Here is a 24,878-nt window from a genome sequence, read left to right as displayed (position 1 = left end):
AAACGAGCATAGGAAATGTAAAGTAAATCAGGAATAGGAACCCAATCTCTACCGTTACGCTTTAAAGTCGCAGCCCATTCAATACCTATCTCACCCCTATTTTGTGCCCATTGCACCAAAAGCATAGCCAATACAAGGGTTAATTTGGAATGGAATCGTTTTGGTGACATTTTCGGCACTGCCTCCCCGTTAATGAGTTCATAGGCGATATCTCCTTGAGGGAGTGCCAGAAATTCTTCCAGGGTAAGTTGGGTTTTGAGTTGAGTCATGGTTGATTTGGGGATTGGGCGGATATGACTCTATATTAGGTTCCCGGACGAGAGCGAATATGCTCTGGGATATGATGGCGATCGCCTAATATTTCTAATAATGGTCCGTTAACGTCAAATTTAACCATACTTACCGACGCGACCAATATATTAACTCGATAGCGATAACGTCCCAAATCGATACCCAATAAACTGCAAAGCATAATCCGAATTGTGGCTTTATGGGAAACGACTAAAACATTACCTTGGGGATATTTGTCTTGGATTTCCGCAATTACAGGCATCGAACGGTTAGCAATCTCTACCGCAGTTTCCCCACTTCGTGGTGCATTCCAAGCGGGTTCTGTTAACCATTTAATATAGTTTTCGCCGTAATTTTCCTGAGCAAAGGATTTACTTTTGGTTTCCCATTCGCCGTAACTACCTTCCCTAAGTCCGTCACGCAACTGCATATCCATACCGATCGCCTCACAAAATGGCTTGGCGGTGGCAACTGTGCGTTTCATTGGGCTAACATAAGCCGCTTCCCACTTCAATTTTTGATAAACATCGGCAAAACTGTGCGCCATCTGCATACCTTCGGATGTCAACTCTGCATCAGTTTCACCACAGAAATTACCACTTTGGCTAAAAGTAGTTTCTCCATGTCGCAGAAAATATAAATTTAGAGTCATAATTTGTATCGCGATTGGGACAAAGGGGTTCGCTCACAACGAACATATCATCATCTTCTGGTGGAGTGTGTGAAACCACGACAAAGCGATCGACAAAAAAAGTAACGCACCATCAATTTTATTTCTTCCACGATTTATTGATTTTATTCAACTCCAAAATACATTTTTTGTTAATACTATTTAAGACCTTTATTTAATGACTACTAAAACAAAAGAGTGGACATTAAGCCCACCCTTGAAAAAAATAATATTCAGATTTACTTATTTGGCTGAGGAGTCATGCGTAAATATGGCTTGATTTCTTCATAGCCTTTGGGAAATTTTTGCTTCAGCACTTCTGGGTCTTTCAGCGAGGGTACAATCACGCAATCATCGCCATCTTTCCAGTCTGCGGGAGTCGCAACGCTGTAGTTATCGGTGAGTTGTAAAGAGTCAATCACGCGCAAAATCTCGTCAAAATTACGTCCGGTGCTAGGAGGATAGGTAAACGACAGACGTAGTTTCTTGTTGGGATCAATCACGAATACCGATCGCACTGTTACAGTTTCAGCCGCATTGGGGTGAATCATGTCATAGAGTGTGGAAACTGTTCGGTCTGGGTCTGCCAAAATGGGGTAATTTAATGCAGTACCTTGAGTTTCTTCAATGTCACCAACCCAACCATTGTGTGATTCTACATCATCAACACTGAGTGCGATCGCTTTGACATTTCGCTTATCAAATTCGGGTTTTAGTTTTGCTACAGTACCTAATTCGGTGGTGCAAACTGGTGTAAAATCGGCAGGATGGGAGAACAAGATTACCCAGCTATCGCCTGCCCAATCGTAAAAATTGATGTCACCGTGGGTCGATGCTTGGGTAAAGTTGGGTACTATATCACCTAAACGGAGAGCCATAGGAATTCCCTGTAAGTTACAAAGCCATACGTGTCTACTTATGCATCATGCCATAAAACACGGTATTCCGATTGGGCTTTGGTGGTTAGTTACAAAAATTTTATTTATGTATCTCTACGGAAAGACTAAGATTTTTTGATGATATTTTCATATTCCTGGATGAGTTGACGTGCGATCGCATCCCAACTATAGTTCTGTAACGCATAGTTTTGGGCGTTTTGTCCCCTTTTTTGACATTCTTGGGGGTTTTGTAAAGCTTCTTGCAGTGCGTTGGTTAAAGATTCAACTTCGGTTTTTGTCACCCAGCCCGACTGACTGTTATGTATTTCATGCCAAATATGGACTCCGTCGGAGATAATCACAGGTTTCCTTGCTACCATTGCTTCGGCTACGGCAATCCCAAAGTTTTCATAATAGGAAGGTAAGACGAATAAATCCGCAGTTTCTAGTAATGCGGATTTCAATTCTCCGGTGACAAAACCAGTAATAGTTGTATGGGAATGCAACAAGGAATTGTGGATTTGCTGTTGAATTTCTTCTTCATAATTGGGGTCTTGGGGATTAGTTCCCGCTAGGACAAAATGAAATTTTAAACCTTGATTAAGTAAATTTTCTAAAGCCGGAATTAATAAATTTAAACCCTTTTTTGGGTCAATCCGTGACATGAATAAGACTAAGGGAATATTTTGAGGGATTTTAAATTTATCAAGAAGATGATTATGACTTTCTCGATTAATCTTTTCTGGTTGAGTAGGTATAACGCCCAAAGGTAAAACTAAATCATGGGTTTTTACTCCAAACCTTTCCGAGACTTTCGCCTCTTGATTACTAGTAAAGTGAATAGCTGCTGCACCTGCCATATTCGGACGCTCTAACAGTGCTGCATAAATTTGTTTTAATTGCTTTTTCTTGCGTAAATCCGCAGGGTCTAAAGTTCCCAAGGGACGGAGAATATAAGGTAATTTTTGCTGACGACAAATTCTGGCTGCAAAGCTACTAACAGGTGAAAACAAAGCATGAATATGTGCCAAATCATATCCATTGGCATGTTTGTTTAACCAATTCAATAAATCAAGAGAAAACTTATAGCGACGAAACGGAGAACAGCGAAAATAAATAATCTCATAACCGTCTTTTTTGACAGGTTTATTTAAGGGAACATCCAAAGACTTTTGACCGCGATCGCCATTACTATCTGTCGTCAAAATAGTCACTTCCACACCAGCTTTTGCCAGTGATGGTGCTAACCCTAAAACCATTTGGCTGGGACCACCATAAATTAAGGAAATTGAGGGAATAATCTGTAAAACTTTCATAGATTAATTTGGTCACTATTCAATTATTAATGATTTCTTGTATTTATTAAATGGGCTAATTATCAGTGATTTTTGTGCTATTTACCGGGAGTATATCAATTTTGCAAAAATAAAATTTGTAATGGAAGCATCTTGCTCCCTAATATCCAGGAAGCGGGCTAGAAGCCTACTACAAAAACCAATTTACACATTTGAGATGCTCCCTATTTACCCATATCAAAGACCAATTAATTACTACTCATTAACCAATTCTCGATAAAACTCTAACTGCTGTTTTGCTAAAGCCTTATTCGTATACTTTGACATTGCTTTTGCATAGCCTAATTGTCCCAAATTATGAGCTAATTCAGGATTCTCCATCAACTGTATTAAACAATTTGCCAGTGCTTCGGCATTACCTTCAGGAAATACCATTCCAGTATTCTCAATTACGTGAGGAATTTCCCCCGAATCTGAACCAATGACAGGGACTTGACATCCCATTGCTTCGATAATTACATGTCCAAATTGCTCTTTCCAACCAACAGATGTCAAAGTTTTAAATTTATAAGTAGTCTCCGATGGCAAAACTAATGTACTCATCAAATTAATATACTGGGCAACTTCATGATGCCCGACACTTTCAACTATAATAATTCTATCTTGAATATTATGTGCGATCGCCTTTTTCATCAATTCGTCTTTCAACTCACCGCGACCTAATAATAGACATTTCCAATCCTTATTTTTGATACTTGATAGAGCATCTATTAGGGTTAAAATACCCTTTTCTGGAACAAATCTACCTACAAATCCAACTATAAATTCCCCAAGCTTAATTCCTAACTTTTCTGCTAACTCTGGTTGTAGTTTAGGAGCAAATAAATTTTCATCAATTCCCAATTGCGGCATAACTTTTATAGCGCCGTTGTAGCCACGTTGACGTAAAATTTCCGCACCATCTTGATTCCCAGAAATAATTCCGTGTGTATGATTAAGATTAAAATTTTCCAGTATAGATGCTGGTAAATTTAGTTCATAAGGTAAATTCCACCAAGTAAAAAAGATATTTTTAGCATTCAATCCTAAAAGCTTATTCAAACTAATCATTTGAGCATAAGCTAAAGCTTTAGAACCTTGTTCAACTTGGATAATATCGGGTCGATATTTTTTTAATACTGAGATTAAATCCGCACCAAATGTCAGTAAACCTTGATGATTTTGGCTGAAGTTGGAAGCTGGAACTATGCGAAATCTACCTTCATCTTGATATTGAGTTTCAATGATTTTATTTTGGACTCCGCCAGGATTCCAACGTTTGGGGACAACTACTGTTACTTCCGTATCTGATTCTAGCCGAGATAATGCCCGTAATTTTTCACAATTTAAGTCTACTATATATGTATGACTAGCTACTAGGATTTTCATGAATTGATGATTGGCTATTTAGTTAATGGAACAACGCTGACAGAGATATATTCACAGACAAGTAAGGTCAAAAAATAAGTCAATGATTCAATAGTTTGCCCAACTATTAAACATTAATTGATATTTATTAATCGTGAATTAACAACAATTAAAAAACGACTTAAAATCCAACTTTCTCATCTAAGTGAGTGTAAATCTGTCCATCATTCCAGTTTGATTGAATCACAGTCGCCAAGGCTTTCATAAAACCTAAAGTATAGAAGATAAAGCGAGTCAAAATTTTGAGAGGAGAACCACTTTTATGACAAGGAGGACGACCGAGAACATGACAGTCAAATAAACGCGCATAGAGACGCAATGCTTGACTAAATGTGAGATTATTTAAGCCTAATAAAAAATGGTTATGATAGAAAGTCGTTTGGTATTTAGTTGAACGAGTGCTGATATCGTGGCAGCCACCAGTCTCCTCTCCTAAATGAACTAAATGTGCTTCTGGATCGTACCAAATTTTATATCCTGTTTGACGAATTCTCAAGCAAAAATCCGATTCTTCCCGCACTGCACTACCGCGAAATCTTTCATCAAAATGTAAACCATACTTTTCAAAAAGTTCGCGACGGAATGACATATTACAACCCCTGGCTGTTAACACTTCCTGGGGTTTAACCGTATGGACTAAATCAATATAATACCAAGCAATTCCCGGATCCATTGCCTGTGGAGGAAGATATTCAATTGTTTTATAATTACTATCTCCTTGCGTCCGTCCTTGAGAAGCGTCAGCCATTTTCATTCGATCAAAAACACGTCCTGCGACTGCACCAATTTCGCTTTTCTCCAGATAATTTTTGGCATGTGCTTCTAAAAAACCAGATTCAAGGCGAACATCATCATCTAAAAATAAAATTATCTCACCCGTCGAGCGTCTGACTGCATAATTTCTTGCGCCAGGTAGACTTGCCCAATTAATCCGAAACCATTTAATTTTGTTCGCTGCTGTTAATTCCGTGAGGTAGCTTTCAATTTCAGGTTTATGTTGTGGAGTTTGGTCTACAACCAATATTTCGTAATTAGGATATTCCTGTTTTAAAACATCTTCAATGCTATCGCGTAGAGGTTCTTCGCGCCCGTAAGTTGGTATAATTACTGAAATAGAAGGTAAAGTCATTTTAATCGTTAATGGTAATTGGTGAGTAAATTCCGGAAATTACTATTTCTTTTGTTTGCTTTTTTGCCCTTGCACCCTTTCGACTTGTTCTTCCTGAAGTCGCTCTAACCTGTCAATTTCTGGTAATTTTAAAAGAATTCCAGCAGCAAACCAGTAGTAAACAGCCACTGGGTCTACATCCAGAGGGTAGTAATAAGTGTTGTAACTAATAAACAATATAAACACCCACATTGCCGCTCCGTAACTGCGGAAATTACGGTTTTTTATTGAACGGTAGGTACGGAAGCAAATTATTGTTAAAGTTGTTACCAGTGCTAAAAAGCCAAGTACGCCGAATAGTCCGACTTCATGCATGACTTTCGGGTAGTATGTTTCCAAAAGTTTAGTATTGCCAAACGCACGGGCTGAGTTAGTCGCACGTCCTAAGCCGTTTCCCAGAGGACCATCGAGATTTTTCCACACCTCTTCAAACTGTGAGGTGATAAATTCATAAGGTGGCGAAGCTTCCCAGCGACTAACAAAACTTTCTGTTCGTTCTTGGATGACTGTGGGGTTACTCGCGATCGCAATTCCCAAAATCATTACTAGTCCTCCAAAAACTGGTATAAAACGCTTCAAATTGGCTAGTTGCCCCGTCAGTAGCAGACAAAGTATAAAACATGTCGGTACTAAGGCTAAGGCTATTCGCTGACCAGAGACCACCGCATTAATAAATACCACTGCCATTGAACTTAACCCAGCGATGCGCCATAAGAGTGAGGGGTCAGAAAATCCAGTTGCAAAGGAAAAAAATGTACTGGAAATGAGAAACCAAGCCCATTGCCAAGGGGCTACAAAGGTTCCTGGTAAACGAATCATCCCCTGTGACGGACTGTAGACTAAAGAACCACCAAAATAACAACGGGCTTCCAGTGTGGCTTTGAATAATGCTGCACCTTCGGCATCTTTAGTTCCTTCACAAATGCCTACCAAAAGTAATGCGTATTGAATTATACCGAGGATGCAACAAATAATAATCATCACGATTTGCAGGCGCGTGATTCGTAAAAAGTCTGTTTTGTTACGGATTATGTGATAAAAACAACCAATTAATGGTACGTAACCTAAAAATACTTTTAATCCCAAAATCCCCATGCCCAGGGGAAATTCTTTAGGGACTGGTTTGAATGGTGATGCGGGGGTTGGGTTAAATTGTTGTGAACCATTGACGAATAGTAGCGTCAAGATGCAGATTCCCAGGAGAATAAATAGGGGTGTTGTTATTCCTTTAGGAATGATTAGGGGTAAACGTCGTTTTTTCAGGTTTTGCCATAAGCCAATTAATGCTGGGATGTAGAAGGCATCTTTAGCTAGCTGCAAGATGGGACTATTGCCAATGTAATAGGTGATGGTTCCCCCAATGGGGACGTAGATAATAAAGGCAATTAAGGCATAATTTGGGTATTTGTAGGATAGTGACAAGATAATCACAGCGAGAACACCGGGAACGGCAGCTTTGATGCCACCAACAAGGAAAAGGATTAAACCTAGGAATAACCCACCACCAACAGCCGTAGAAAGGATACTAGTAAGTTCTTTTTTGGCTTGGGCTGCTTTGCGTTTTTGAATTAGCCGTTCTTTTAAGTCAAGGGTTGATTTTTCTGTTTTGGGTGTTTTTGCTGATTTTTGGGATTTAGATTTACTTTTTGCCATGAAAGAGGAGCCAAGGGAAGGGTAATTTTTATTACTTCAATATTTAGTTTTAATGCATTATTTTTAATTCATCCCTGGATTTTATTGCTTTCAGTGCTTTTACGTAAAATTTATTATTGATGAGTATAAATAAAAGAAAAACAAAAAACATATCCCCGACCTCTTAGAGAAATCAGGGATATTTACAAAATTATTGGAAATTATTTCCAAATCAGGACGTGATATTGCGCGCTGGCGAATGTGTTCTGATTTTTTATAGGTTTAACTTATCAAAATTAATCTACCAGGTACTCTTGTACTGTTGCGACTAAAGTTTCTGCCCAGTATTGGGTAATTTGGGCATCTTCAGCTTCAACCATGACGCGAATTACTGGTTCGGTTCCTGATGCCCGAACTAATATTCTCCCTGCCTCTCCCATTGCAGATTCGGCTTCGGCGATCGCATTTCTGACTTCTTCACATTCTTCCCATGCCATGCGCTTGTTGCGGTCTTCAACACGCACATTCTTTAATATTTGAGGATAGGTGGTAAAACTTTGGTCAACTAGTTCACTTAAACTAATTCCCCATTCCCGTACTAGGGCAGCAATATGCAATGCAGTTAATAAACCATCTCCTGTCATCCCATAGTGACGACATAAAATATGTCCCGACTGCTCACCACCTAACATTCCCCCAGTTTTAAACATTTCGGCTTGAACGTATTGGTCGCCTACCGCAGTCCGAATCAGCTTACCACCTTGTTTTTCCCACGCCCGTTCAAATCCTAAATTTGCCATGACTGTGGAAACGATTAAGTTATCGGGGAGTTGTTGCTGTTGGCGAAGTCTTTGCCCCCAGAGATAGAGAATATAATCACCATCTACCTTGCGTCCGCTATTATCTACCGCCAAAACTCTATCGGCATCGCCATCAAAACCAAAACCCATGTCGGCTTGATTTTCTTGGACGGCTGCTTGCAATAAGTCTAAATGTGTAGAACCACAATTAACATTAATCCTGTCACCATCAGCTGTGTTGTGGAGACAAATAACTTCAGCCCCCATTGATTTGAATACTGATGCCCCCAAACCTACGGAAGCACCCCAAGCTAAATCGAGAACTATTTTCATCCCGGTGAAATTTAGCTTACTTTGTAAGGGTTTTTTCAATGCTTCAGCATAATTTGATACTAGTTCTGGACGTGCATAATGCCGCCCGCAATTACTTATTGGTGCGACTGGAGTAGTAATTCCTCGGAGTCCGGATTCAATTTCTGCTTGTAAATCCTTCGATAACTTCATCCCATCTGCACCGAAAACCTTAATACCGTTGTCTTCCGGTGGGTTGTGACTGGCAGAAATCATCACACCGCCAATAGCGTGACTAATACTTGTCAAGTAAGCCACACAAGGAGTCGGACACAAGCCCAAATACCAAACTTCAACTCCGGCGGCTGTTAATCCGGCACTCAAAGCCATTGCTAACATATCGCTGGAGTTTCTAGAGTCTTGCCCTAGCACAACTGGACCTTCCACTGCCCCATAGCTACGTAGAACTATTCCAGTCCAAAATCCAATTTGTAATGCTAAGGGAGCACTTAACAAATCTCCGACTCGTCCGCGAATGCCATCGGTTCCGAATAAGGCAGTTGTGGGCAACGAGATTACGCTTGTTCCCAAACTACTTATATCAGTAGTAGAACCCTCGCGAATAGCATTTTGAGTCCGAATTATAGATGAGACCATAAGTTTAAACACTCCACACAGTCACACTGGAGAATATCACTTTATACATTAGTTAAACAATTATTCCCAAATACTTGGGCTTCGAGACTAGTTTAAGTCTTTCTTTTTACAAATCTATGCCACTTTGGCTGATTTTTCAGCGAAAATGCTTATGTATTTGGCGAAGCATTGATAAAATTTTATTAAAGTTCCTAATCATGCTTAAGTATCAGTACGTTTCAATACTTCGGTTTATGAAGTTATTCTGATACCCATACTAAAATTTAAAGGGATTAAACAATATTTCTCCCGTATCAATGAGTCATAAAAAAAGATGGAATACTTGCAAACTGAGAAAAATGACCTTGATCACTTAATCAAAATTTACATATTAATACCCCCGACTTCTCGGAAGAAATCGGGGATATAGTTGCTTGTCATGATGACAAATCAAACAAGTTAATTTGCTGCTATTGGGTTTTATCGTAGGAGAAACAAACCCAGTTGTAGAAATTAGTGCGATCGCCTCTGGGGGATCTGAGTTAAACTACTGCCATCGGACGACTGCCTGCCGAATGGCGATCAATTACTTGGTCGATTAAACCATATTCTTGAGCTTCTTCGGGCGACATAAAGAAGTCACGTTCGGTATCTTCGACAATTTTCTCAAAGGGTTGTCCAGTATGGTCGGCTAAATATTCGTTTAAGCGACGTTTATGATAGAGAATTTCTTTAGCTTGAATTTCAATATCGGTTGCTTGTCCCTGTGCGCCACCTAAAGGTTGGTGAATCATGATTCGCGAATGGGGAAGGCTCATCCGCTTGCCTTTTGTACCAGCGCTGAGGAGGAATGCACCCATACTTGCCGCCAATCCCGTACAAATTGTACACACATCCGAGCGAATGTATTTCATTGTGTCGAAGATACCCATACCAGCAGTTACCGAGCCGCCAGGAGAATTTATGTACATGTAGATGTCTTTTTCGGGATCATCGGCATCTAAAAATAGAAGTTGAGCAACAATCAAGTTAGCCACACTGCTATCAATCGGTTGCCCCAAGAAAATAATACGTTCGCGCAATAGCCGCGAATAGATATCAAAGGCGCGTTCGCCTCGACCCGATTGTTCAATAACTATAGGAATCATGCAGCTAAGACAAGTGATTTTAGTATATTTTATCGATTTCGGCGATCGCTTGCTGCCCAATTAACCGAACAATGCGATCGCAATCCCCCGTAGGTTGGATGCAGCTTTGGCATAATTAGGTAAAGAATCAACCCCGAAGTCTTTTTGCATCACTAATTAGCCATTGATTACTAGAAGCATCCCAGACTAAAGTAAAACGCACGGAGGCAGGTGAATTTTGTCCATCTTTCAGCAAATAATTTAATTCTGCGTATACTGTTGCTGTATTGGTACTTTCTTTGACTAATCTGACTTGATTGATACCAACTTTTGCGACTTGTCCTTGCCACCAATCTGTATAGGAAGCATAGCCTTGTGGGTGTAATCTTCGATTCCTTTGAAAAGCTGGAGATAACTTATTCCAAGCGGCTTGAATATTGCCGTTATTAATTGTTGTGTAGTAATTTTCGACAAATCCTTGGGCTGATGGTTTCTCTATTTGTTTTTCTGGTGGTTTTTCTGGTGTTTTTTCTATTGGCTTCTCTATTGGTGGTGGGGGTGCTGTGGGAGGGATTTGTGTTGGTTGTACAGGTGTTTCAGGGGTGGAATTTTCTGGTGCTTCACTTTCTGTCGGTTCTGAAGTTGCGGTTGCTTCGGGAGAAGGTGACAAAATTGGTGTTTCAATGGCTGTGGGTGGTACGGTTTCCTGTGGTTGGATGATGGGGCGAGGACGACGTGTTAGTTGTGGTTGGGAAATTTGTACTGGTGCTTCTGCTGGAACTTCTGTGGGTGTTTCTTCTGGAGTTTCTACGGATGCTTCTGCTGTTGGAGAACTGGATATGGTGTTTTGGGGATTTAGTTCTTTGTCTGCAACTTCTGGAGAGGAATTGTTGAATGCAGAGGCAATAACTACTGCCCCAGTGATTAAACCTGCGCCAATTAATAAGCCGAATATGATGTTTTTAGTATTACTTGAGTTAGATATTGGAGACGAAATTTGCGGAGAATTGGCGACAGCAACTGGTACTGTTTGGCGTGAGTTTTGTTGTTGATAATTATTAGGCGTGGTATTGATGGGAACTGTATTTTGTTGTGTGGAATTTTGGGGAATGTTATATGTGGGAGATTGGGTAGCAATGGTAGGTATAGATGCAGCCGAAAAACTGTTTTGCAGTGCTGCTAACATTTCTCTGGCACTCGAAAAACGTTGTTGCGGTGCAAACTGGATGCTTTTTTCCAACAGCATGGCGAATGCCGGAGTCGTATTGGGTGCATATTGTCGCCATAATACTGCCCCAGTCCCGGGGTCGTTTGGTATATCTTGTGGCAATTTTCCTGTCAGTAAGTAAATTGCTGTCATGCCCAAACTGTAGATATCGCTAGCAAACATTGGTCTTCCTACCGACTGCTCACTGGGCATAAATCCTGGTGTTCCAATCACAATTGATCTTGTGGAATTCCCGGAGGGCGTGAAGACTGTACCGATAGTTTCTTTGACTGCACCAAAGTCGATTAATACTGGTTTATTGTCTGCTTTACGAATAATAATATTATCAGGTTTAATATCTCGGTGAACAATACCTCGACGATGCACATAATCAAGTACAGGTAAGAGATTAATTAGTATGTCTCTGACGGAGTTTTCCTCCATTACACCTTGAGCTTGAATTTTGGCGTTGAGTGTTTGCCCTTCGATATATTCTTGTACTAAATAGAATTGTCCATCTCCTGATTGAGTATTGTCGGAAAAATAGGCATATAAACGAGGAATTTGATTGCTTCCGTCACCCAGCTCCTCTAAGATTGCTGCTTCTCTTTGAAACCTCTCTTGTACCATCTGGTAGACTTGAGGATTATTATTGATAGGTTTTAGCTGCTTGATAACGCAGCGTCGCCGAGATGGCATTTGGGTATCTTCAGCGAGGAAGGTATCTCCAAATCCACCGCTTCCTAATGTCTGTATTACACGATAGCGGTTATTGAGCAGCATTTGCATTCACTAGCCAGTCCAAGGGTGTGTCCCATACATTCTACCGAAGAAGGGGAAAGGGAAAGAGGTAGGAGTCATATCATGTCTGGTTTAATACTTATCATTGAGAGTGACACGGAGACTTAAAGGACGTGGGGAGGCGGAGAAATTTTAATTGTAAGTGATTAGCCGAACATGGTATCAGAGTAATTTTTAATTAGTCAACAACTGTCATCGCTCACTACCTAAAATGTAAAAGATTAAATCGAGTTTGATGTTTCTTAATATACATAACATTCCGCATTTCTAAATTTGATAAACGCTTTAATTTATCAAATTCCTGTGGTGAATATCGACGAGTATACCAAGGTTGTTGATTGAAATAGCTTTGTAAGCCTGGAGTCTCAAATCCACGACCTAGACGTGCGAAAATAGAGTTTCGCATAATGTCTAATTCTAGAGCGCTTTTACCTTCTAAATCTGCGTCGGTTACGGCTCTTTCTGATAACCAAGAATAATCATTGTCTTCTTCATTTGTGGGCGATCGCCAGGTTTGATTATTTGATATGCTATTGGATATGCTGGCTGAGGGAGATGGCGACGAATCAATGGGTTGTGGGGCTAGAGTCGGAGATTCGAGACTTTCTTGCGGAGTATTTGTTGTTAATGCTGTTGGTGATGATGGTTGTTTGATATTGATTGAGACGACACCAGCAATTACTAATCCTCCCACTAATCCAACCCCAATTAAACCACCTCTGACAATATTTTGATGATCATTTTTCTGGGGGCGGCTGTCGCCATTGCTGGCGCTTTTATTCGATTGAATTAAATGTTCAGTTGCAGCTATGTCTGAGATACTTGTGGGATTATTGAGATAAGGATATTGTGTTGGCATGATGGAATTGGCTGAGGCAATTAAGGCATCAAGCATTTCTCTGGCATTTGCAAATCTATCTCGCGGATGATATGCGATCGCGCGATCGATTAGTGCTATAAATTTAGGATTAATATTGTGGTGAATATTACTAAGATGTTCTTGCCAAACAATTTCTCCTGTTTGTGGGTTAGTTTCCAGTTCTTGCGGTTGTTTTCCAGTTAATAAATATATCGCTGTTATCCCCAAGCTATATAAATCGCTAGAATAAATTGGTCTACCTGCGGCTTGTTCGCTAGGCATATAACCTGGTGTTCCAATCACAATAGAACTTTTTGTTGAACCTTGGGAATTAATCACAGTTCCCATTAATTCGCGCACTGCACCAAAATCAATTAGTACGGGTTTGTTGTCTTGATGTCGCACAATGATATTGTCAGGTTTGATGTCGCGATGAATGATGCGTTTCCCATGAATAAAATCTAAAATAGGCAACAAATTCGCAAGTAATTCTTGAACTTCATTCTCGCTAAAAAAGCCTTTTTGTCTGACTTTGGAAGTTAATGTGGTTCCTTCAATATATTCTTGCACTAAATAAAATTGCCCATCTTGCTGAAAATATGCATATAAAGCTGGAATTTGATTGTGACTTCCTCCCAATTCTTCCAAAATAGCTGCTTCGCGTTGGAATCTTTCTTGTACAATTTGATAAATCTGCGGATTTTCCGTAATTGGTTTGAGTAATTTAATCACACAGCGCCGATGCGATGGCATTTGTGTATCTTCTGCTAAGAAGGTTTCACCAAATCCACCATTCCCTAAATTTTGGATTGCACGATAACGATTATTGAGCAGCATTTACATTGAATATACATTTAATTTATATTATGGACTTTGTTAGGATACAAACCAATTTTTATCAAACCTATTGACGAAACAATTTTTATAGTTTAACCAAATAAATCATACAATCTTAGCCAGTTAAATTTACCAAATTATATCAGAGAAGTGATAATATGACTTTTTTGATTAATATTTGGCGAGAGTATTTAACGCCAACTCAAGCTTTTAAAAATTTTGTAGAGATTAACCAATACTTGCTCATAATACTCAGTAAATTTAATTAAGATACCTGGAGAAAAATTAGTAGTAAACTATCAAAATTTTAATCCTAATAAGTTCCAATAATTGATAAATAAAATAAATATTATATTGCTAATTGTAATGATGGCATAATAAAGCTTATGAAGATAAAAAACTCTTTTCTGATTGCATAAACTCCAAGTAGAAATCATTAGCATAAATGTCATTCCACTGGTAAACAAAGGAATGTAAAGTAAAGCCTTATAAATAGCATTGATTCCATAAATTAAGTTAAAATAATCCAAGTCTCTCAATGATAAAAAGAATAAACCTGCTAGGATAAATATCAAGTTTAATATGCTGATTAATACTGCTAAATATTTTGTATGATATGTATATTTATTTCTTATTTTCGCTTTAATTAATTGAATATTTAAAAATAGAATTTTATGTAAAATGTTTGATTTACTATTTTTGGGGCTGAGAGTAAATATTATTTGCAGTAAAAAATGTAACAAGTTTTTAAATAAATTTATAGGACGTAATACTTGATTTCGCCTAAAGGTAATAGATGCAGGGTGATTACTTACAGACTGGGGTTTAGACAAGTAGCAAGAATTCATGGTTGCAGAATGCTTGGCATCTGTATCTCTATAGGTTGCGAGCTTTGTATCGGAGTTTAAACTTAAGTTTAAATTTAATTTTTTGACATCGTCATCACAAAATTCAATAATTAATTGCAAACTGAAAGTTGCTATTTTTTTGAAGAGTGGGATTAGACAAGTAGAAATAAAAATAAATAGAAATACAATTATTAGCCATCGATGAAATAAAATATCTTCATACCAATTGTTCTTTTTAAGTGTAAATATTCCATCAAACAAATAATTAATTTTCCCTTGTTTATCCTCCTTAAATGCAATGTATTTGTCACCTTCTATAGATTGAAACAAAAGTGGCTCAACTTGTAAGTAATTTTGATATTCATAAACTAAAATACCATTATTTTTGACTTCAACATTAGTATAGTAAGGATAAAATAGTTTACTTAATGTGGTTTGTGATGTAATAGTATCTACGTAACTTCCCTGAAAACGCCGAAGAGATTTATTGCTCTCTTTAAAAACATTTTTTAAACTAGGTTTATCTGGGATGGGATAATATTGATTAAAAATTTCTTTAATTAAATTAGAGTCGAGTGAAGAATTAGAATTACATGCTACAAATATACCCAAATTGTCTTGTGGAACTAATACAAGTTGGCTGACAAAACCTTCTATTAAACCGCTATGACGGATAATTCTTAAATTATTACGGAATTGTTCACGAAAACCGTAGGCAATACCAGAAAGGCGCGAATCACTAGTAAAATGCTGCTTGTGCATTTCCGCAACTGTTTCTGGCTGAAGAATTTGCCGATCGCCATAACGTCCTTGTTGTAAATGGGCTATCATAAAGTGGGCAATGTCTGTCGCAGTTGCGTTTAAAGCAATGGCTGGTGCTTGATGTTCGTAGGAATAAGCTATTGGTTGATATTTATTGTTATCGTATTTGTAACCAACTGCTAAATCTGCTTGTAAATCTTTGGGTAATGGTTGCTGAAAGCTACTATGGTATATTTCTAATGGTTGAAAAATATTTTTATCAATATATTCAGCAAAGGGAACTCCAGAAATAACTTCGACTAAATAACCAGCCAATGCCATTCCATAATTAGAATAAACTGTCACTTTGCCAGGAGGAAATATGCGTTGGGGTTTCTTTTTTGCTAAGTGTTCTCCAAGTGGCTGTAACTGGCTGGGATTACGTGCTGACATTCCAATATAGTTAACATCAAGTCCTCCTGTATGTGTGAGCAAATTTGCAACTGTGACTGGCTCAGGGTAATTTTTATCTAACTGAAAATTTTTCAGATATTGATTCACGTCTTGATGAAGATTTATCTTACCTTGTTCAACAAGTTGCATTACCGATGTGGCTGTAAATAACTTAGAAATAGAGGCGACGCGAAATAATGTTTTGTCTGCTATGACTGGTATTTTTTTTTCTAAATTTGCATACCCATAAGCTTTTTGAGACAAAATTTTGCCGTCTTGAACTAAAGCAAAAACTAAACCAGGAACATTATCTGCCTGCATATTTTCAGGAACATATTTATCCAGAAAAGTTTCCAATTTCTGTGAATTAATTACCTGTTTCTCTGAGGTGATGAAAGGATGAGTTGTTTGGGCAATTACTGGCAAAGAAAATGATATTAGTGCTATTAATATAACAGAAAAAATAATTAGTAGATACTTCATGCTATCTGTGTATCGCCTCAAAGCAAAAATTAAGACGATTGCTGTAATTTAATGAGCAGTAAAATCTGCTTTTGTCAAGATAATAAATATAGCACACTTATAAAACAAATGATACAAAGAACACAAACACTACAGATTATCCAAACAATATTTCTCATTTCATCCCTGTAGACTTCATCATGTCCGGTTGAATACTTATCATTAAGACTGACGCGGAGAAATGTTAAAAATTAGCTCACTCAAAACCCAAATCCTAGGTCGAGCAACCCCATTTTTTGTGTTTTACACTAGGTAAAGAATATTACCAGTATTACTTACCTATTCAGGTTTCACTACCCAAACCGAACAATGAGCTTCTTCTACAACTTGACTGCTTACCGAACCTTGGACAATTCGCGTCATTCCTGTTAAACCGCGACTACCAATTACAATCAAATCAGCTTGATGAATATTCGCCAGACGAATAATTTCTTCTGCCGGGTTGCCGTTTACAAGTTCTAAATCACTATCTACAGGTAACTCAGCCTGGTATGATTGTAACTGCTTCTCAACTTGTAAGTAGGAAATAGTTGATGATTCTGAGTACGGACGATCTGCTGGGTGTTCCGCCTCGGAATTTGATGTCGGAAACACGTGACAGAGAATAATTTTACCATCACTGGGTAAAATTAATTGATGTACACTTTGCATAACTCGGTCTGCAATATCCGAATCGTCTAGAGCTACCAAAATATTTTTTAGCACCGCGATCGCTCTCCTCAAAATAAACCCTAAACTAATGACTGGGATAATGTGTTTATCAGCCAGACAAGGCAAATCTTCAGTTCAAATCTGAAGACCGAAATTTGTAAAGCCTCTAGACTTTCAGTTTGCAACTTTTATCGCTCTTTGGATAAAATTCTAGGAAAAAATTAACAATTGGTGATTGTGCGATCGCTATTTGCAGAGATTACATAATATCAGGTTCGCATACCTTAGCTCGCTGATGATTATCAAGCGATCGCAAGTTGAAAAAAATAACAATGCCTACGCTTGTTAAGCAAATCGGGATAAATATCTGTAAAGTTTTCGGAACTTTTATCACTTTAATGCTTGAGAGAAAAAATGCTGGCGCGATGTCCGAATATTTTTTACTTTTAGTATTATATCCCGGCTTGCTCAAATACAGAATTAAATCAAGTATATTTTTATAAAAATATATTAGTTTAATCAGAGTTTATACTGAAAATATTGAATTTTTCCGAAATGACTCCGTAAATTTCGGTAGATTTTACATATTTGTATAAATTCTCTAGGCTGTTTGTAATTTCAGTAGTTATGATGGTCTAAATGCTTAGTAATTACGGAAATAAGCTTTACTAGCTAAGACTTTGAGGGCGAAGTATGGGAGAAACTATCAAAAGCCAAAAAACTGGCAAATTTATCGATTGGTGGGCACATGTTGCTTTAGGAGCTTTTTTGTTAAGCTTTTTAACAATAATTGTCTCACCATTTTTTCAACGCACTTTGCTGTATAAAACGATAACTGCTAGCGACGATGAAGTTGTCAAATTAGCACCAGTGCAGTTAAGTGCAAATTCCCTCGGTGCGATGAGTGTAGACGCAGAAGCCCAGATTGGTGTGAATGAGTGGGCAACCTTTGAAATCCAACTTCTCGACGAAAGCGGCAAAATTGTCGCTGCCGGGATTAAGGAAGGCTGGAGAGAGACGGGAACCTGGTATGAGGATGGGGAATCGGGAACTTGGGATGAGTCTGATACCCTTGGTGGTATGGATGTCAAAGCCAAGAAAGACGAAAAATTGACAGTTGCGATCGCATTACTGGAATATGGGACTATCCAAGGACAAGAAATTGATAAACCTGTGCCTTTTCGAGTTACTGTCAAAAGTGGGGTAATGGATGCTGGTAATTTATGGTTTGGTGCGATCGGATCATTTTTTCTGGCAATCATCACAATGACGGTGGCTAAGAAAAGTGGCAAAAAAGTAATCAATGAAAAGATTATGGATAGTGATCCCACAGGAAGGGCAACTGTTGGTGGAGAAAATAAACTTGTCCAAGTTAAGGTGGAAATTGAAGCTGACGAAACCACACCTCCTCAGCTAGAAGTTTGTCTATTTGTTAATAATGCTTACGGAGAACAGATTTTTGCTGACTCTGCAATGGTAAATGTCAGCGTCACCAAAGATGATGGCAAGTTCAAGAATGCGACTGCAAACTTAAATAAATACTTTGTATTCCCACAAGCGGCTTCCTATGGTTTTCATGTAGAAGTACATCCTGATGAGCCAATTGATCAAACAAAGCTAATCGTTAAGGAGGGCGCTCGCACGCTTTTCCCTGTAGATGTTGTGGAAATTGGGGCAACTACTTAATTTGTTTGGGATTGTGTAATTAATTTCCAAAAAACTGTTTTGTGCGTCTATTTATTTTAGATTGATTGATTTTAGATTTCTTGACTTTAAATTTTAGAATTTTAGGTTAAAAACACAGATGCTTGTTAAAATTCTTGCTGTTGGAACTGTAATTTTTGTGATTGCGAATATTACTGCTGCTGCCAGTTCTAGTTCATCACTTGTATTACGCGATTCTAACACCAGTAAATATTCTTCTCGTTCGGGAACAAACTACTCAGGAAGAACTAATTCTAACGGTGTTTGGATTTTTTATTCTTCTCGTTCTGCTTATGAAGGTTTTCAAGGCGGTGGTCCTGGAAGTGGGAAATGATGTCAGGTTTGTCTAGTTTTATTTAGGTTTATCTTTAAATATATTTGGGATTTGACTATGGAACAGGGGGTTAGTAGTAGCCATGATGATTCAATCTTTAATAGCCAAGATGGCAGCCAAAATAATCAGAGAAATACTGTAAATGAAAGTATTAATTTTACAAAAAAACAAAGAAACTTATTACTTATAGCTGCGGCAGTTTCTTCCGGTAGTGGGCTAGCAGTAGAATTACTTTTAGGCAATCTCGCTAGCTATTTAATGGGAAATCAAGCACTTGCCTATGGGATTGCGGTAGGTGGCTTCTTAGCCGCAATGGGTATTGGCTCATACTTAAGTAGATTTGTTGCAGTTGACACCAAAGGAAGAAAATTACAAAAAGATTTATTATCAACCTTGATTAGTGTTGAACTCGCGATCGCACCTCTAACTGCAATTTTACCCTTAATTCTGTTCGCATTATTCGTGACTGATAGTAGCTTAATCTGGCAAGGTTTATTTGTCGTCACGATCATTTTAGGGACTTTAGCAGGTTTAGAAGTTCCTTTATTGGCGCGAATGTTGGAACTGGCTGAAGGAATGCGCGAAGCAATTGCAGGGGTTTTAGCATTAGATTATTTGGGGGGTTTGTTTGGTTCCCTAGCTTTCCCATTGTTGCTACTACCTTGGTTAGGCATGTTTCCCACAGCATTTGTGCTGGGTTCCTTACCAGCATTTATGGTATTTGCGATCGCTCGTAGTTTCCCACACATGCGACGTTGGGGATATACGGGATTAATTTTGGGTGTGGTGTTGTTAGTATCTGCACCTATCTCCATACCCTTGGGTAACAAGTTAGAAAATAATTTATATAACGCACCAATCATTAAGCGGGTGCAATCAACTTACCAACGAATTGTCCTTACCCGTCAAGGTAAAGATGTACGCTTATTTCTTGATGGTGATTTGCAATTTTCCACCCTCGATGAATATCGCTATCATGAAGCCTTGGTACATCCAGCCATGAGTGCAGTACCACAGCGTCAAAAAGTACTTATTTTGGGTGCAGGAGATGGCATGGCAATTCGCGAAGTCTTGAAGTGGCAAGGAGTTGAGCAAGTTACACTGATAGAGCTAGACCCGGAGATGGTAAAACTTGCATCCCGTTACCCCCAGTTAGTACAGGTTAATAATAATGCTTTGAAAGACCCTCGTGTCCAGGTAATTAACGCCGATGCATTCGTGAGCGCTCCAGAATTAGAAGATACATTCGATGTCATTATTGCAGATTTTCCCGACCCCGACCAAGAACGGCTAGCAAAGTTATATTCTGAAGGATTTTATCGACGTTTAGCTAGCAGACTATCAGAAAATGGTGTATTTGTAACCCAAGCATCGAGTTCATTTTTTGCACCAAAAGTAATTAGTTGTATTGCGACAACAGTTGCACATGCAGGTTTTAAAGTACATCCTTATGTCGTCGATGTTCCTTCCTTTGGACCTTGGGGATTTGTCCTCGCCTCGCATCAAGATATAGACATAAAAAAACTCAAATTAGAAGTGCCAACAAAATATCTGACAAATTCATTATTACAACATATATTTGATTTACCCAAAGATATCGAAATTGGCAACACAGACGTAAATCGCCTGACACACCCCGTAATTGTTCGCTATCAAATGCAAGTTAAATCTTCAACTTATTAAATTAAATTAGAGACCATTTATAAAGTAAATATTCAGGATAGTCTTGCAGGGAGAAACCTAGTACGTGAAAGCAGAAGTAAGAAGGCAGAAGGAATAAAGCTTATTTCAGAAGCTTTTTGTCATTTTAGAATGGTTGCTTCATTTCCGCCGTACTGTACTAGTTTCTCATCAAAAAGTTAGATGATGCTCGGTACTTAAATCCAAGAAACCGGTTTTTTGGTCTTAAGGTTGACTTTATACATAGCCTTTGAGTATTTATACTTGTTTACATTTCATCCCTATTTTTCATTTGCATCAGGAGATATAAAAAATGAATTTATTACTATTCGGAATTATCGCAACTATTGCTATTGGTGCAGTGATATATTTTGTCATCCAGCAACAGCCAAGTTTACAAGGTAAAAATCACAAACAATTAGCAGCAAAACAACGTCATCCTTCAGAATGCACCATATTTAACCTCGAAATAGGTGACATTATTCAACATCTGGGGATTGATTGGGTCGTTGAAGGTAAATTAATATATAAAGTTGGTGCATATTCTTGGTTTGAATATCTTCTCCAAGATGATGAAAAAATTGCCTGGTTATCGGTAGAAGAAGATGATATTGTTGAAGTCTCCTTACTTGAGCCTACAAACCAACTGGATGTTTCCATTCCTCCCCAAGAATTAAACTTTGCTGGCGATATATATAAATTAGAGGATTCTGGGACTGCAAGAATGACGCGCACAGGCTTAACAATGCGTCGGACTGCCGAAAAATGCGAATATTTTGATTATCAAGGGAGCGATAAAAAAGTATTATCAATTGAAATTTGGGATGGAGATATTGAAGTTACTATTGGTGAAAAAATTAGTCCGCGATCGCTAACAATATTACCAGGTGATGGTAAAACTGTATATCGAGATTTGGGATGATTTTTAGAAACCAATTTGGAAACCAAAAATTAAAACCAAATATATAACAATCTTGACTCAATTATAAAAACTAATATTTTTTGTCCATCCTTGAGAGGCGTAACAGTGTTATGTCTCTAATTTTTAGTTATTAGTCTAAAGTCAGATTGTGCAAAAATTAGTCAAACGTATAATTATAAAGTGAAATCGAGTCGAATGTAGATAAAGTTGTAAAATCTACAAGTAAACCAATGACAGGGAATACCAAATGCTAGAGTTGTACCAATTTGAACTATCACAATACTCAGAGAAAGTACGTTTGCTTCTCGATTACAAAGGGTTAGACTATCGCAAAATAGAAGTAACCCCAGGAATTGGGCAGGTTGAATTGTTCCGTCTCACTGGGCAGAAGCAAGTACCCGTACTCAAAGATGGTAGTAAATATATTGTTGATTCTACGCAGATAGCTAAGTATTTAGATGCAGAATATCCCGATCGCCCATTAATTCCTACTGATAGCAAACGTCGTGGTTTATGCTTAATGATGGAGGAATGGGCTGATGAATCGATTGGCATCAAGGGACGTAAGGCTCTTTTTGGTGCAATTAGCCAAGACCAATATTTTCGCAAATCTTTGTTACCGACAACAACACCCGATATTTTCCGAACTTTAGTAGAAGGAGTCCCCAGCGATGTATTCAAAGTTTTGGGAGTGGGAGTTGGGTATAGCCAGGAAGCGATTAAAAGTGCGATCGCTGATTTAAAGCAGGATTTGGAAGCATTATGTCTGTTATTGCAGGATAGTCCCTATTTAACTGGGGACGAACCTACTTTAGCTGACTTTGCTGTCGCCGGTTTATCTATATTATTGAAATTTCCCGAAGGAGATTATTTGGATTTACCGATTGGTATTAGAGGCAAAGGAGTACCCGAATTAGTCAATAATCCCGATTACGACATCTTTTTTGCTTGGCGCGATCGCCTATATGCACAATACCGCAAATCCCTAGCTTTTACCGCACCCGGTTCAAGTGGTGGCAGTAGTCCCACATCCATACAAATAGATTAGTTCACCCTAATTATTAATCTTCATATCCCCGATTTTTCCACAAGTCGGGGAATGCCTCACTCAAATTTCAGGCTTGACATCGCTCGCTCAATATCCACTGAAACAAACTTGTCGAGGGCAATATACATCCAGCAAAGCGATCGCATTTGATCTGGGGTAGTATTTTGAAAGCCGAGTGCGGATGCTAGCTGTTGATCTGCTGGATGCATGGGTAAAGTATAAATGTCGCAAAGGTTGGGAAAGTCCTTTTGCACTACATCTAAAGTTTTCTTGGCATCTGTTAATAATTGTTGAATGCTGTTTTGGTTTTTGTAGGGAAAATCGATTTGCCAACCGCGCACATGTAGGGAGGTGCATGAGCTATCCCCAGGTTGCGCCATTTTAATTGGGTCAATTTCTACATCTGTATTCAAATATAAACTTTTTCCTGGAGGCAAAAAGAAATTCTCTTCTGATTCGGCAGCTACAGGGTAAAGAATATAGAAGGCGACGGCATTTTGGGTATCGGGATGTCGGAGTACGCGCATTCCCGCCGGGTATTGATTCGCCCAGGTACGTAAAATGCGGGCAATGCGGTGGGGAACAATAGTATTTTTCTTATTAATCCAGTTGTAATAATGAGCCAGGAAACTAGCAACGGGTATGGTGTCGATTCTCGGATTAAATGCGTCGGGAATTAGTTGAAGTGTTTCGGAGTTTTTGCCTGTGATTTCCGGGTTTGACAGATGCACAAGTGGTTGTCGCCAACGTACTTTAATACAAATATTATTGCCATCAAAATTTTTTTCGATTAAACCCAAACCAACCAGCTTATCAATCATCATACCTGCGGCGCGATCGCTTCCTCGTTCTGATTCACTGTAAAAGAGTTCTTGGGCTTCTCGATGGGTACAAGCCACAAAACCTTCTGGTAAATCGAGTTGAGTCAAGGGTAATTTCGGCTGCTTACCTAGTTCGTATTGTTGTTTGAGCAGCAAGTAAGCCCATAGTTTGACAAAATATTCAGCCCGACGACGTGTTAAACCAACCTTTCCTTGTAATTGCAAAACATATTTGCGCTGTTCTTCTGGAGGGAAGAATTGCTCGATACTGGTGAGATGCTTGGGTAGATGCATAATCGCAGACTTGTTTTCCTCGACTACTCAAAACTTCACCCTACTTCAGACCAATTCCGCAAAATTCATTACACCTAAATCTGCTTCTAGATAGTTGGAAAAGTTACCAGCTACTCATTGCAGCTACATATTAACTGCACAGACAATGCAGCTATCTGAGTTCTGATTAATTATTTTTCTCATTATCGAAATATTTAGTCCGAAATATTTAGTCCTAAACGTTCAGTCTGAAAGGAGATAAATTATGTTCCCATTCCCGTATAATAATCAAAATAAAATAGAATCTACCAAAAGTAGTATTTTTGAGAAGCAATCTGATCATAACTATATTGATGGTAAAAAATTGCTACCATTTCCGCAAATTGAATTATTGCAGGCAGTAATTGAAAGCTTCGTTGATGGTATTTTAATCCTCACATCTGAAGGTGAATTACTTCATACCAATGAATGCGCTCGCGAAATGTGCTGGCAATTATCACCCGAAAACAAAGAAAACGCTATCCCCAGAGAAATTTGGCAGGTTTGCGAGTCTTTGATTGAAAGCCGCGAACTTTTCCCCCATGAAAAAATTTTTATGGAACTTGAGGTAGATAACAAATCAATTAAAGTGAGAATTCGGGCGCGATGGCTGCAAATTGATGACAACGAGAATAACTATATAATTGTGACTCTTGAAGATTGTAATGAGTCTAGCCAAAATATGGCTATTAGAGATGCAAAGAAATTTGGTTTAACCGAGCGCGAAACTGAAGTATGGTTGCTACGTCGTGCAAATTTTTCTTATAGAGAAATTGCCGAACAACTTTATATTACAATTAACACTGTCAAAAAGCATTTGAAAAATATCTACGCTAAACAGCAAGATATAGAATTGGGGCAATGGGCATAGAGCTAGCCCACT

Annotated in this window: 20 protein-coding genes; 6 read left to right on the top strand and 14 right to left on the bottom strand. The window is 38.5% G+C overall.

Annotated elements, in window-relative coordinates:
• The 13 genes from VB733_RS17990 to VB733_RS17930 form a co-directional block, all read right to left on the bottom strand.
• Positions 1 to 269, bottom strand: a 269-nt coding sequence (locus VB733_RS17990; protein ID WP_323341437.1) for a Uma2 family endonuclease, incomplete at its 3' end; no start/stop codon positions are given.
• A gap of 35 nt (positions 270 to 304) precedes the next feature.
• Positions 305 to 943, bottom strand: coding sequence for a histidine phosphatase family protein (locus VB733_RS17985; RefSeq protein ID WP_323341436.1), 639 nt, complete (start codon positions 941 to 943; stop codon positions 305 to 307).
• 257 nt (positions 944 to 1,200) lie between these two features.
• Entirely contained in the window at positions 1,201 to 1,839 is a 639-nt protein-coding gene (locus VB733_RS17980; RefSeq protein WP_323341435.1) for a peroxiredoxin, read from the bottom strand.
• A 125-nt stretch (positions 1,840 to 1,964) separates the two neighbouring features.
• Entirely contained in the window at positions 1,965 to 3,155 is a 1,191-nt protein-coding gene (gene hpsP, locus VB733_RS17975; RefSeq protein WP_323341434.1) for a hormogonium polysaccharide biosynthesis glycosyltransferase HpsP, read from the bottom strand.
• 234 nt (positions 3,156 to 3,389) lie between these two features.
• A complete protein-coding gene (gene hpsO, locus VB733_RS17970) occupies positions 3,390 to 4,562 on the bottom strand; it encodes a hormogonium polysaccharide biosynthesis glycosyltransferase HpsO (protein ID WP_323341433.1) in 1,173 nt (390 codons plus the stop codon).
• A gap of 160 nt (positions 4,563 to 4,722) precedes the next feature.
• Positions 4,723 to 5,730, bottom strand: coding sequence for a hormogonium polysaccharide biosynthesis glycosyltransferase HpsN (hpsN, locus tag VB733_RS17965; RefSeq protein WP_323341432.1), 1,008 nt, complete (start codon positions 5,728 to 5,730; stop codon positions 4,723 to 4,725).
• A gap of 42 nt (positions 5,731 to 5,772) precedes the next feature.
• Entirely contained in the window at positions 5,773 to 7,422 is a 1,650-nt protein-coding gene (hpsL, locus tag VB733_RS17960) for a hormogonium polysaccharide biosynthesis protein HpsL (RefSeq protein WP_323341431.1), read from the bottom strand.
• 275 nt (positions 7,423 to 7,697) lie between these two features.
• Positions 7,698 to 9,149: a phosphoglucosamine mutase gene (gene glmM / locus VB733_RS17955; protein WP_323341430.1), complete on the bottom strand. Its 1,452-nt coding sequence runs from the start codon at positions 9,147 to 9,149 to the stop codon at positions 7,698 to 7,700.
• Between the two features lie 521 nt (positions 9,150 to 9,670).
• Positions 9,671 to 10,276 carry an ATP-dependent Clp endopeptidase proteolytic subunit ClpP gene (gene clpP / locus VB733_RS17950; protein ID WP_323341429.1) on the bottom strand — a complete coding sequence of 202 codons (606 nt, stop codon included), beginning with the start codon at positions 10,274 to 10,276 and terminating at the stop codon, positions 9,671 to 9,673.
• A gap of 127 nt (positions 10,277 to 10,403) precedes the next feature.
• Positions 10,404 to 12,251, bottom strand: coding sequence for a protein kinase domain-containing protein (locus VB733_RS17945; protein WP_323341428.1), 1,848 nt, complete (start codon positions 12,249 to 12,251; stop codon positions 10,404 to 10,406).
• Between the two features lie 214 nt (positions 12,252 to 12,465).
• On the bottom strand, positions 12,466 to 13,959 hold the full coding sequence (locus VB733_RS17940; RefSeq protein WP_323341427.1) for a protein kinase domain-containing protein: 1,494 nt from the start codon (positions 13,957 to 13,959) through the stop codon (positions 12,466 to 12,468).
• Positions 13,960 to 14,258: 299 nt separating this feature from the next.
• Positions 14,259 to 16,427 carry a serine hydrolase domain-containing protein gene (locus VB733_RS17935; RefSeq protein WP_323341426.1) on the bottom strand — a complete coding sequence of 723 codons (2,169 nt, stop codon included), beginning with the start codon at positions 16,425 to 16,427 and terminating at the stop codon, positions 14,259 to 14,261.
• Between the two features lie 375 nt (positions 16,428 to 16,802).
• Positions 16,803 to 17,228, bottom strand: coding sequence for a universal stress protein (locus VB733_RS17930; RefSeq protein WP_323341425.1), 426 nt, complete (start codon positions 17,226 to 17,228; stop codon positions 16,803 to 16,805).
• A 639-nt stretch (positions 17,229 to 17,867) separates the two neighbouring features.
• Here VB733_RS17930 and VB733_RS17925 point away from each other — a divergent pair.
• The 5 genes from VB733_RS17925 to VB733_RS17905 all read left to right on the top strand — a co-directional run bounded on the left by VB733_RS17925 (position 17,868) and on the right by VB733_RS17905 (position 22,862).
• Positions 17,868 to 18,860, top strand: a complete 993-nt coding sequence (locus VB733_RS17925; RefSeq protein WP_323341424.1) for a hypothetical protein — start codon at positions 17,868 to 17,870, stop codon at positions 18,858 to 18,860.
• Between the two features lie 118 nt (positions 18,861 to 18,978).
• Complete coding sequence (locus VB733_RS17920) at positions 18,979 to 19,212, top strand: hypothetical protein (RefSeq protein WP_323341423.1); 234 nt, start codon at positions 18,979 to 18,981, stop codon at positions 19,210 to 19,212.
• Positions 19,213 to 19,269: 57 nt separating this feature from the next.
• Positions 19,270 to 20,895: a polyamine aminopropyltransferase gene (locus VB733_RS17915; RefSeq protein WP_323341422.1), complete on the top strand. Its 1,626-nt coding sequence runs from the start codon at positions 19,270 to 19,272 to the stop codon at positions 20,893 to 20,895.
• A gap of 310 nt (positions 20,896 to 21,205) precedes the next feature.
• Positions 21,206 to 21,814 (top strand): DUF4178 domain-containing protein, encoded by a 609-nt coding sequence (locus VB733_RS17910; RefSeq protein ID WP_323341421.1) that lies wholly within the window; start codon positions 21,206 to 21,208, stop codon positions 21,812 to 21,814.
• 247 nt (positions 21,815 to 22,061) lie between these two features.
• The gene (locus tag VB733_RS17905) at positions 22,062 to 22,862 is read left to right on the top strand and encodes a glutathione S-transferase family protein (RefSeq protein WP_323341420.1); all 801 of its coding nucleotides are present in this window, start codon (positions 22,062 to 22,064) and stop codon (positions 22,860 to 22,862) included.
• Between the two features lie 56 nt (positions 22,863 to 22,918).
• Here VB733_RS17905 and VB733_RS17900 read toward each other — a convergent pair whose 3' ends face one another.
• Positions 22,919 to 23,977: a hypothetical protein gene (locus VB733_RS17900; RefSeq protein WP_323341419.1), complete on the bottom strand. Its 1,059-nt coding sequence runs from the start codon at positions 23,975 to 23,977 to the stop codon at positions 22,919 to 22,921.
• A gap of 244 nt (positions 23,978 to 24,221) precedes the next feature.
• Between VB733_RS17900 and VB733_RS17895 the strand changes: the two genes are divergently transcribed.
• The gene (locus tag VB733_RS17895) at positions 24,222 to 24,866 is read left to right on the top strand and encodes a helix-turn-helix transcriptional regulator (protein ID WP_323341418.1); all 645 of its coding nucleotides are present in this window, start codon (positions 24,222 to 24,224) and stop codon (positions 24,864 to 24,866) included.
• The last annotated feature ends 12 nt before the right edge of the window (positions 24,867 to 24,878 follow it).

This window comes from Calothrix sp. UHCC 0171 (assembly GCF_034931845.1).
Classification (GTDB): Bacteria; Cyanobacteriota; Cyanobacteriia; order Cyanobacteriales; family Nostocaceae; genus Brunnivagina.
The sequence above is the reverse complement of the archived record's forward strand: the minus strand, read 5'-3'. Positions and strand labels throughout refer to the sequence as shown.

What these genes read in the sequence shown, in the direction of transcription:
- VB733_RS17985 (WP_323341436.1), bottom strand. Translation starts at nt 943, where the DNA reads ATGACTCTAAATTTATATTTTCTGCGACATGGAGAAACTACTTTTAGC.
- VB733_RS17980 (WP_323341435.1), bottom strand. Translation starts at nt 1,839, where the DNA reads ATGGCTCTCCGTTTAGGTGATATAGTACCCAACTTTACCCAAGCATCG.
- hpsP (WP_323341434.1), bottom strand. Translation starts at nt 3,155, where the DNA reads ATGAAAGTTTTACAGATTATTCCCTCAATTTCCTTAATTTATGGTGGT.
- hpsO (WP_323341433.1), bottom strand. Translation starts at nt 4,562, where the DNA reads ATGAAAATCCTAGTAGCTAGTCATACATATATAGTAGACTTAAATTGT.
- hpsN (WP_323341432.1), bottom strand. Translation starts at nt 5,730, where the DNA reads ATGACTTTACCTTCTATTTCAGTAATTATACCAACTTACGGGCGCGAA.
- hpsL (WP_323341431.1), bottom strand. Translation starts at nt 7,422, where the DNA reads ATGGCAAAAAGTAAATCTAAATCCCAAAAATCAGCAAAAACACCCAAA.
- glmM (WP_323341430.1), bottom strand. Translation starts at nt 9,149, where the DNA reads ATGGTCTCATCTATAATTCGGACTCAAAATGCTATTCGCGAGGGTTCT.
- clpP (WP_323341429.1), bottom strand. Translation starts at nt 10,276, where the DNA reads ATGATTCCTATAGTTATTGAACAATCGGGTCGAGGCGAACGCGCCTTT.
- VB733_RS17945 (WP_323341428.1), bottom strand. Translation starts at nt 12,251, where the DNA reads ATGCAAATGCTGCTCAATAACCGCTATCGTGTAATACAGACATTAGGA.
- VB733_RS17940 (WP_323341427.1), bottom strand. Translation starts at nt 13,959, where the DNA reads ATGCTGCTCAATAATCGTTATCGTGCAATCCAAAATTTAGGGAATGGT.
- VB733_RS17925 (WP_323341424.1), top strand. Translation starts at nt 17,868, where the DNA reads ATGGGAGAAACTATCAAAAGCCAAAAAACTGGCAAATTTATCGATTGG.
- VB733_RS17920 (WP_323341423.1), top strand. Translation starts at nt 18,979, where the DNA reads ATGCTTGTTAAAATTCTTGCTGTTGGAACTGTAATTTTTGTGATTGCG.
- VB733_RS17915 (WP_323341422.1), top strand. Translation starts at nt 19,270, where the DNA reads ATGGAACAGGGGGTTAGTAGTAGCCATGATGATTCAATCTTTAATAGC.
- VB733_RS17910 (WP_323341421.1), top strand. Translation starts at nt 21,206, where the DNA reads ATGAATTTATTACTATTCGGAATTATCGCAACTATTGCTATTGGTGCA.
- VB733_RS17905 (WP_323341420.1), top strand. Translation starts at nt 22,062, where the DNA reads ATGCTAGAGTTGTACCAATTTGAACTATCACAATACTCAGAGAAAGTA.
- VB733_RS17900 (WP_323341419.1), bottom strand. Translation starts at nt 23,977, where the DNA reads ATGCATCTACCCAAGCATCTCACCAGTATCGAGCAATTCTTCCCTCCA.
- VB733_RS17895 (WP_323341418.1), top strand. Translation starts at nt 24,222, where the DNA reads ATGTTCCCATTCCCGTATAATAATCAAAATAAAATAGAATCTACCAAA.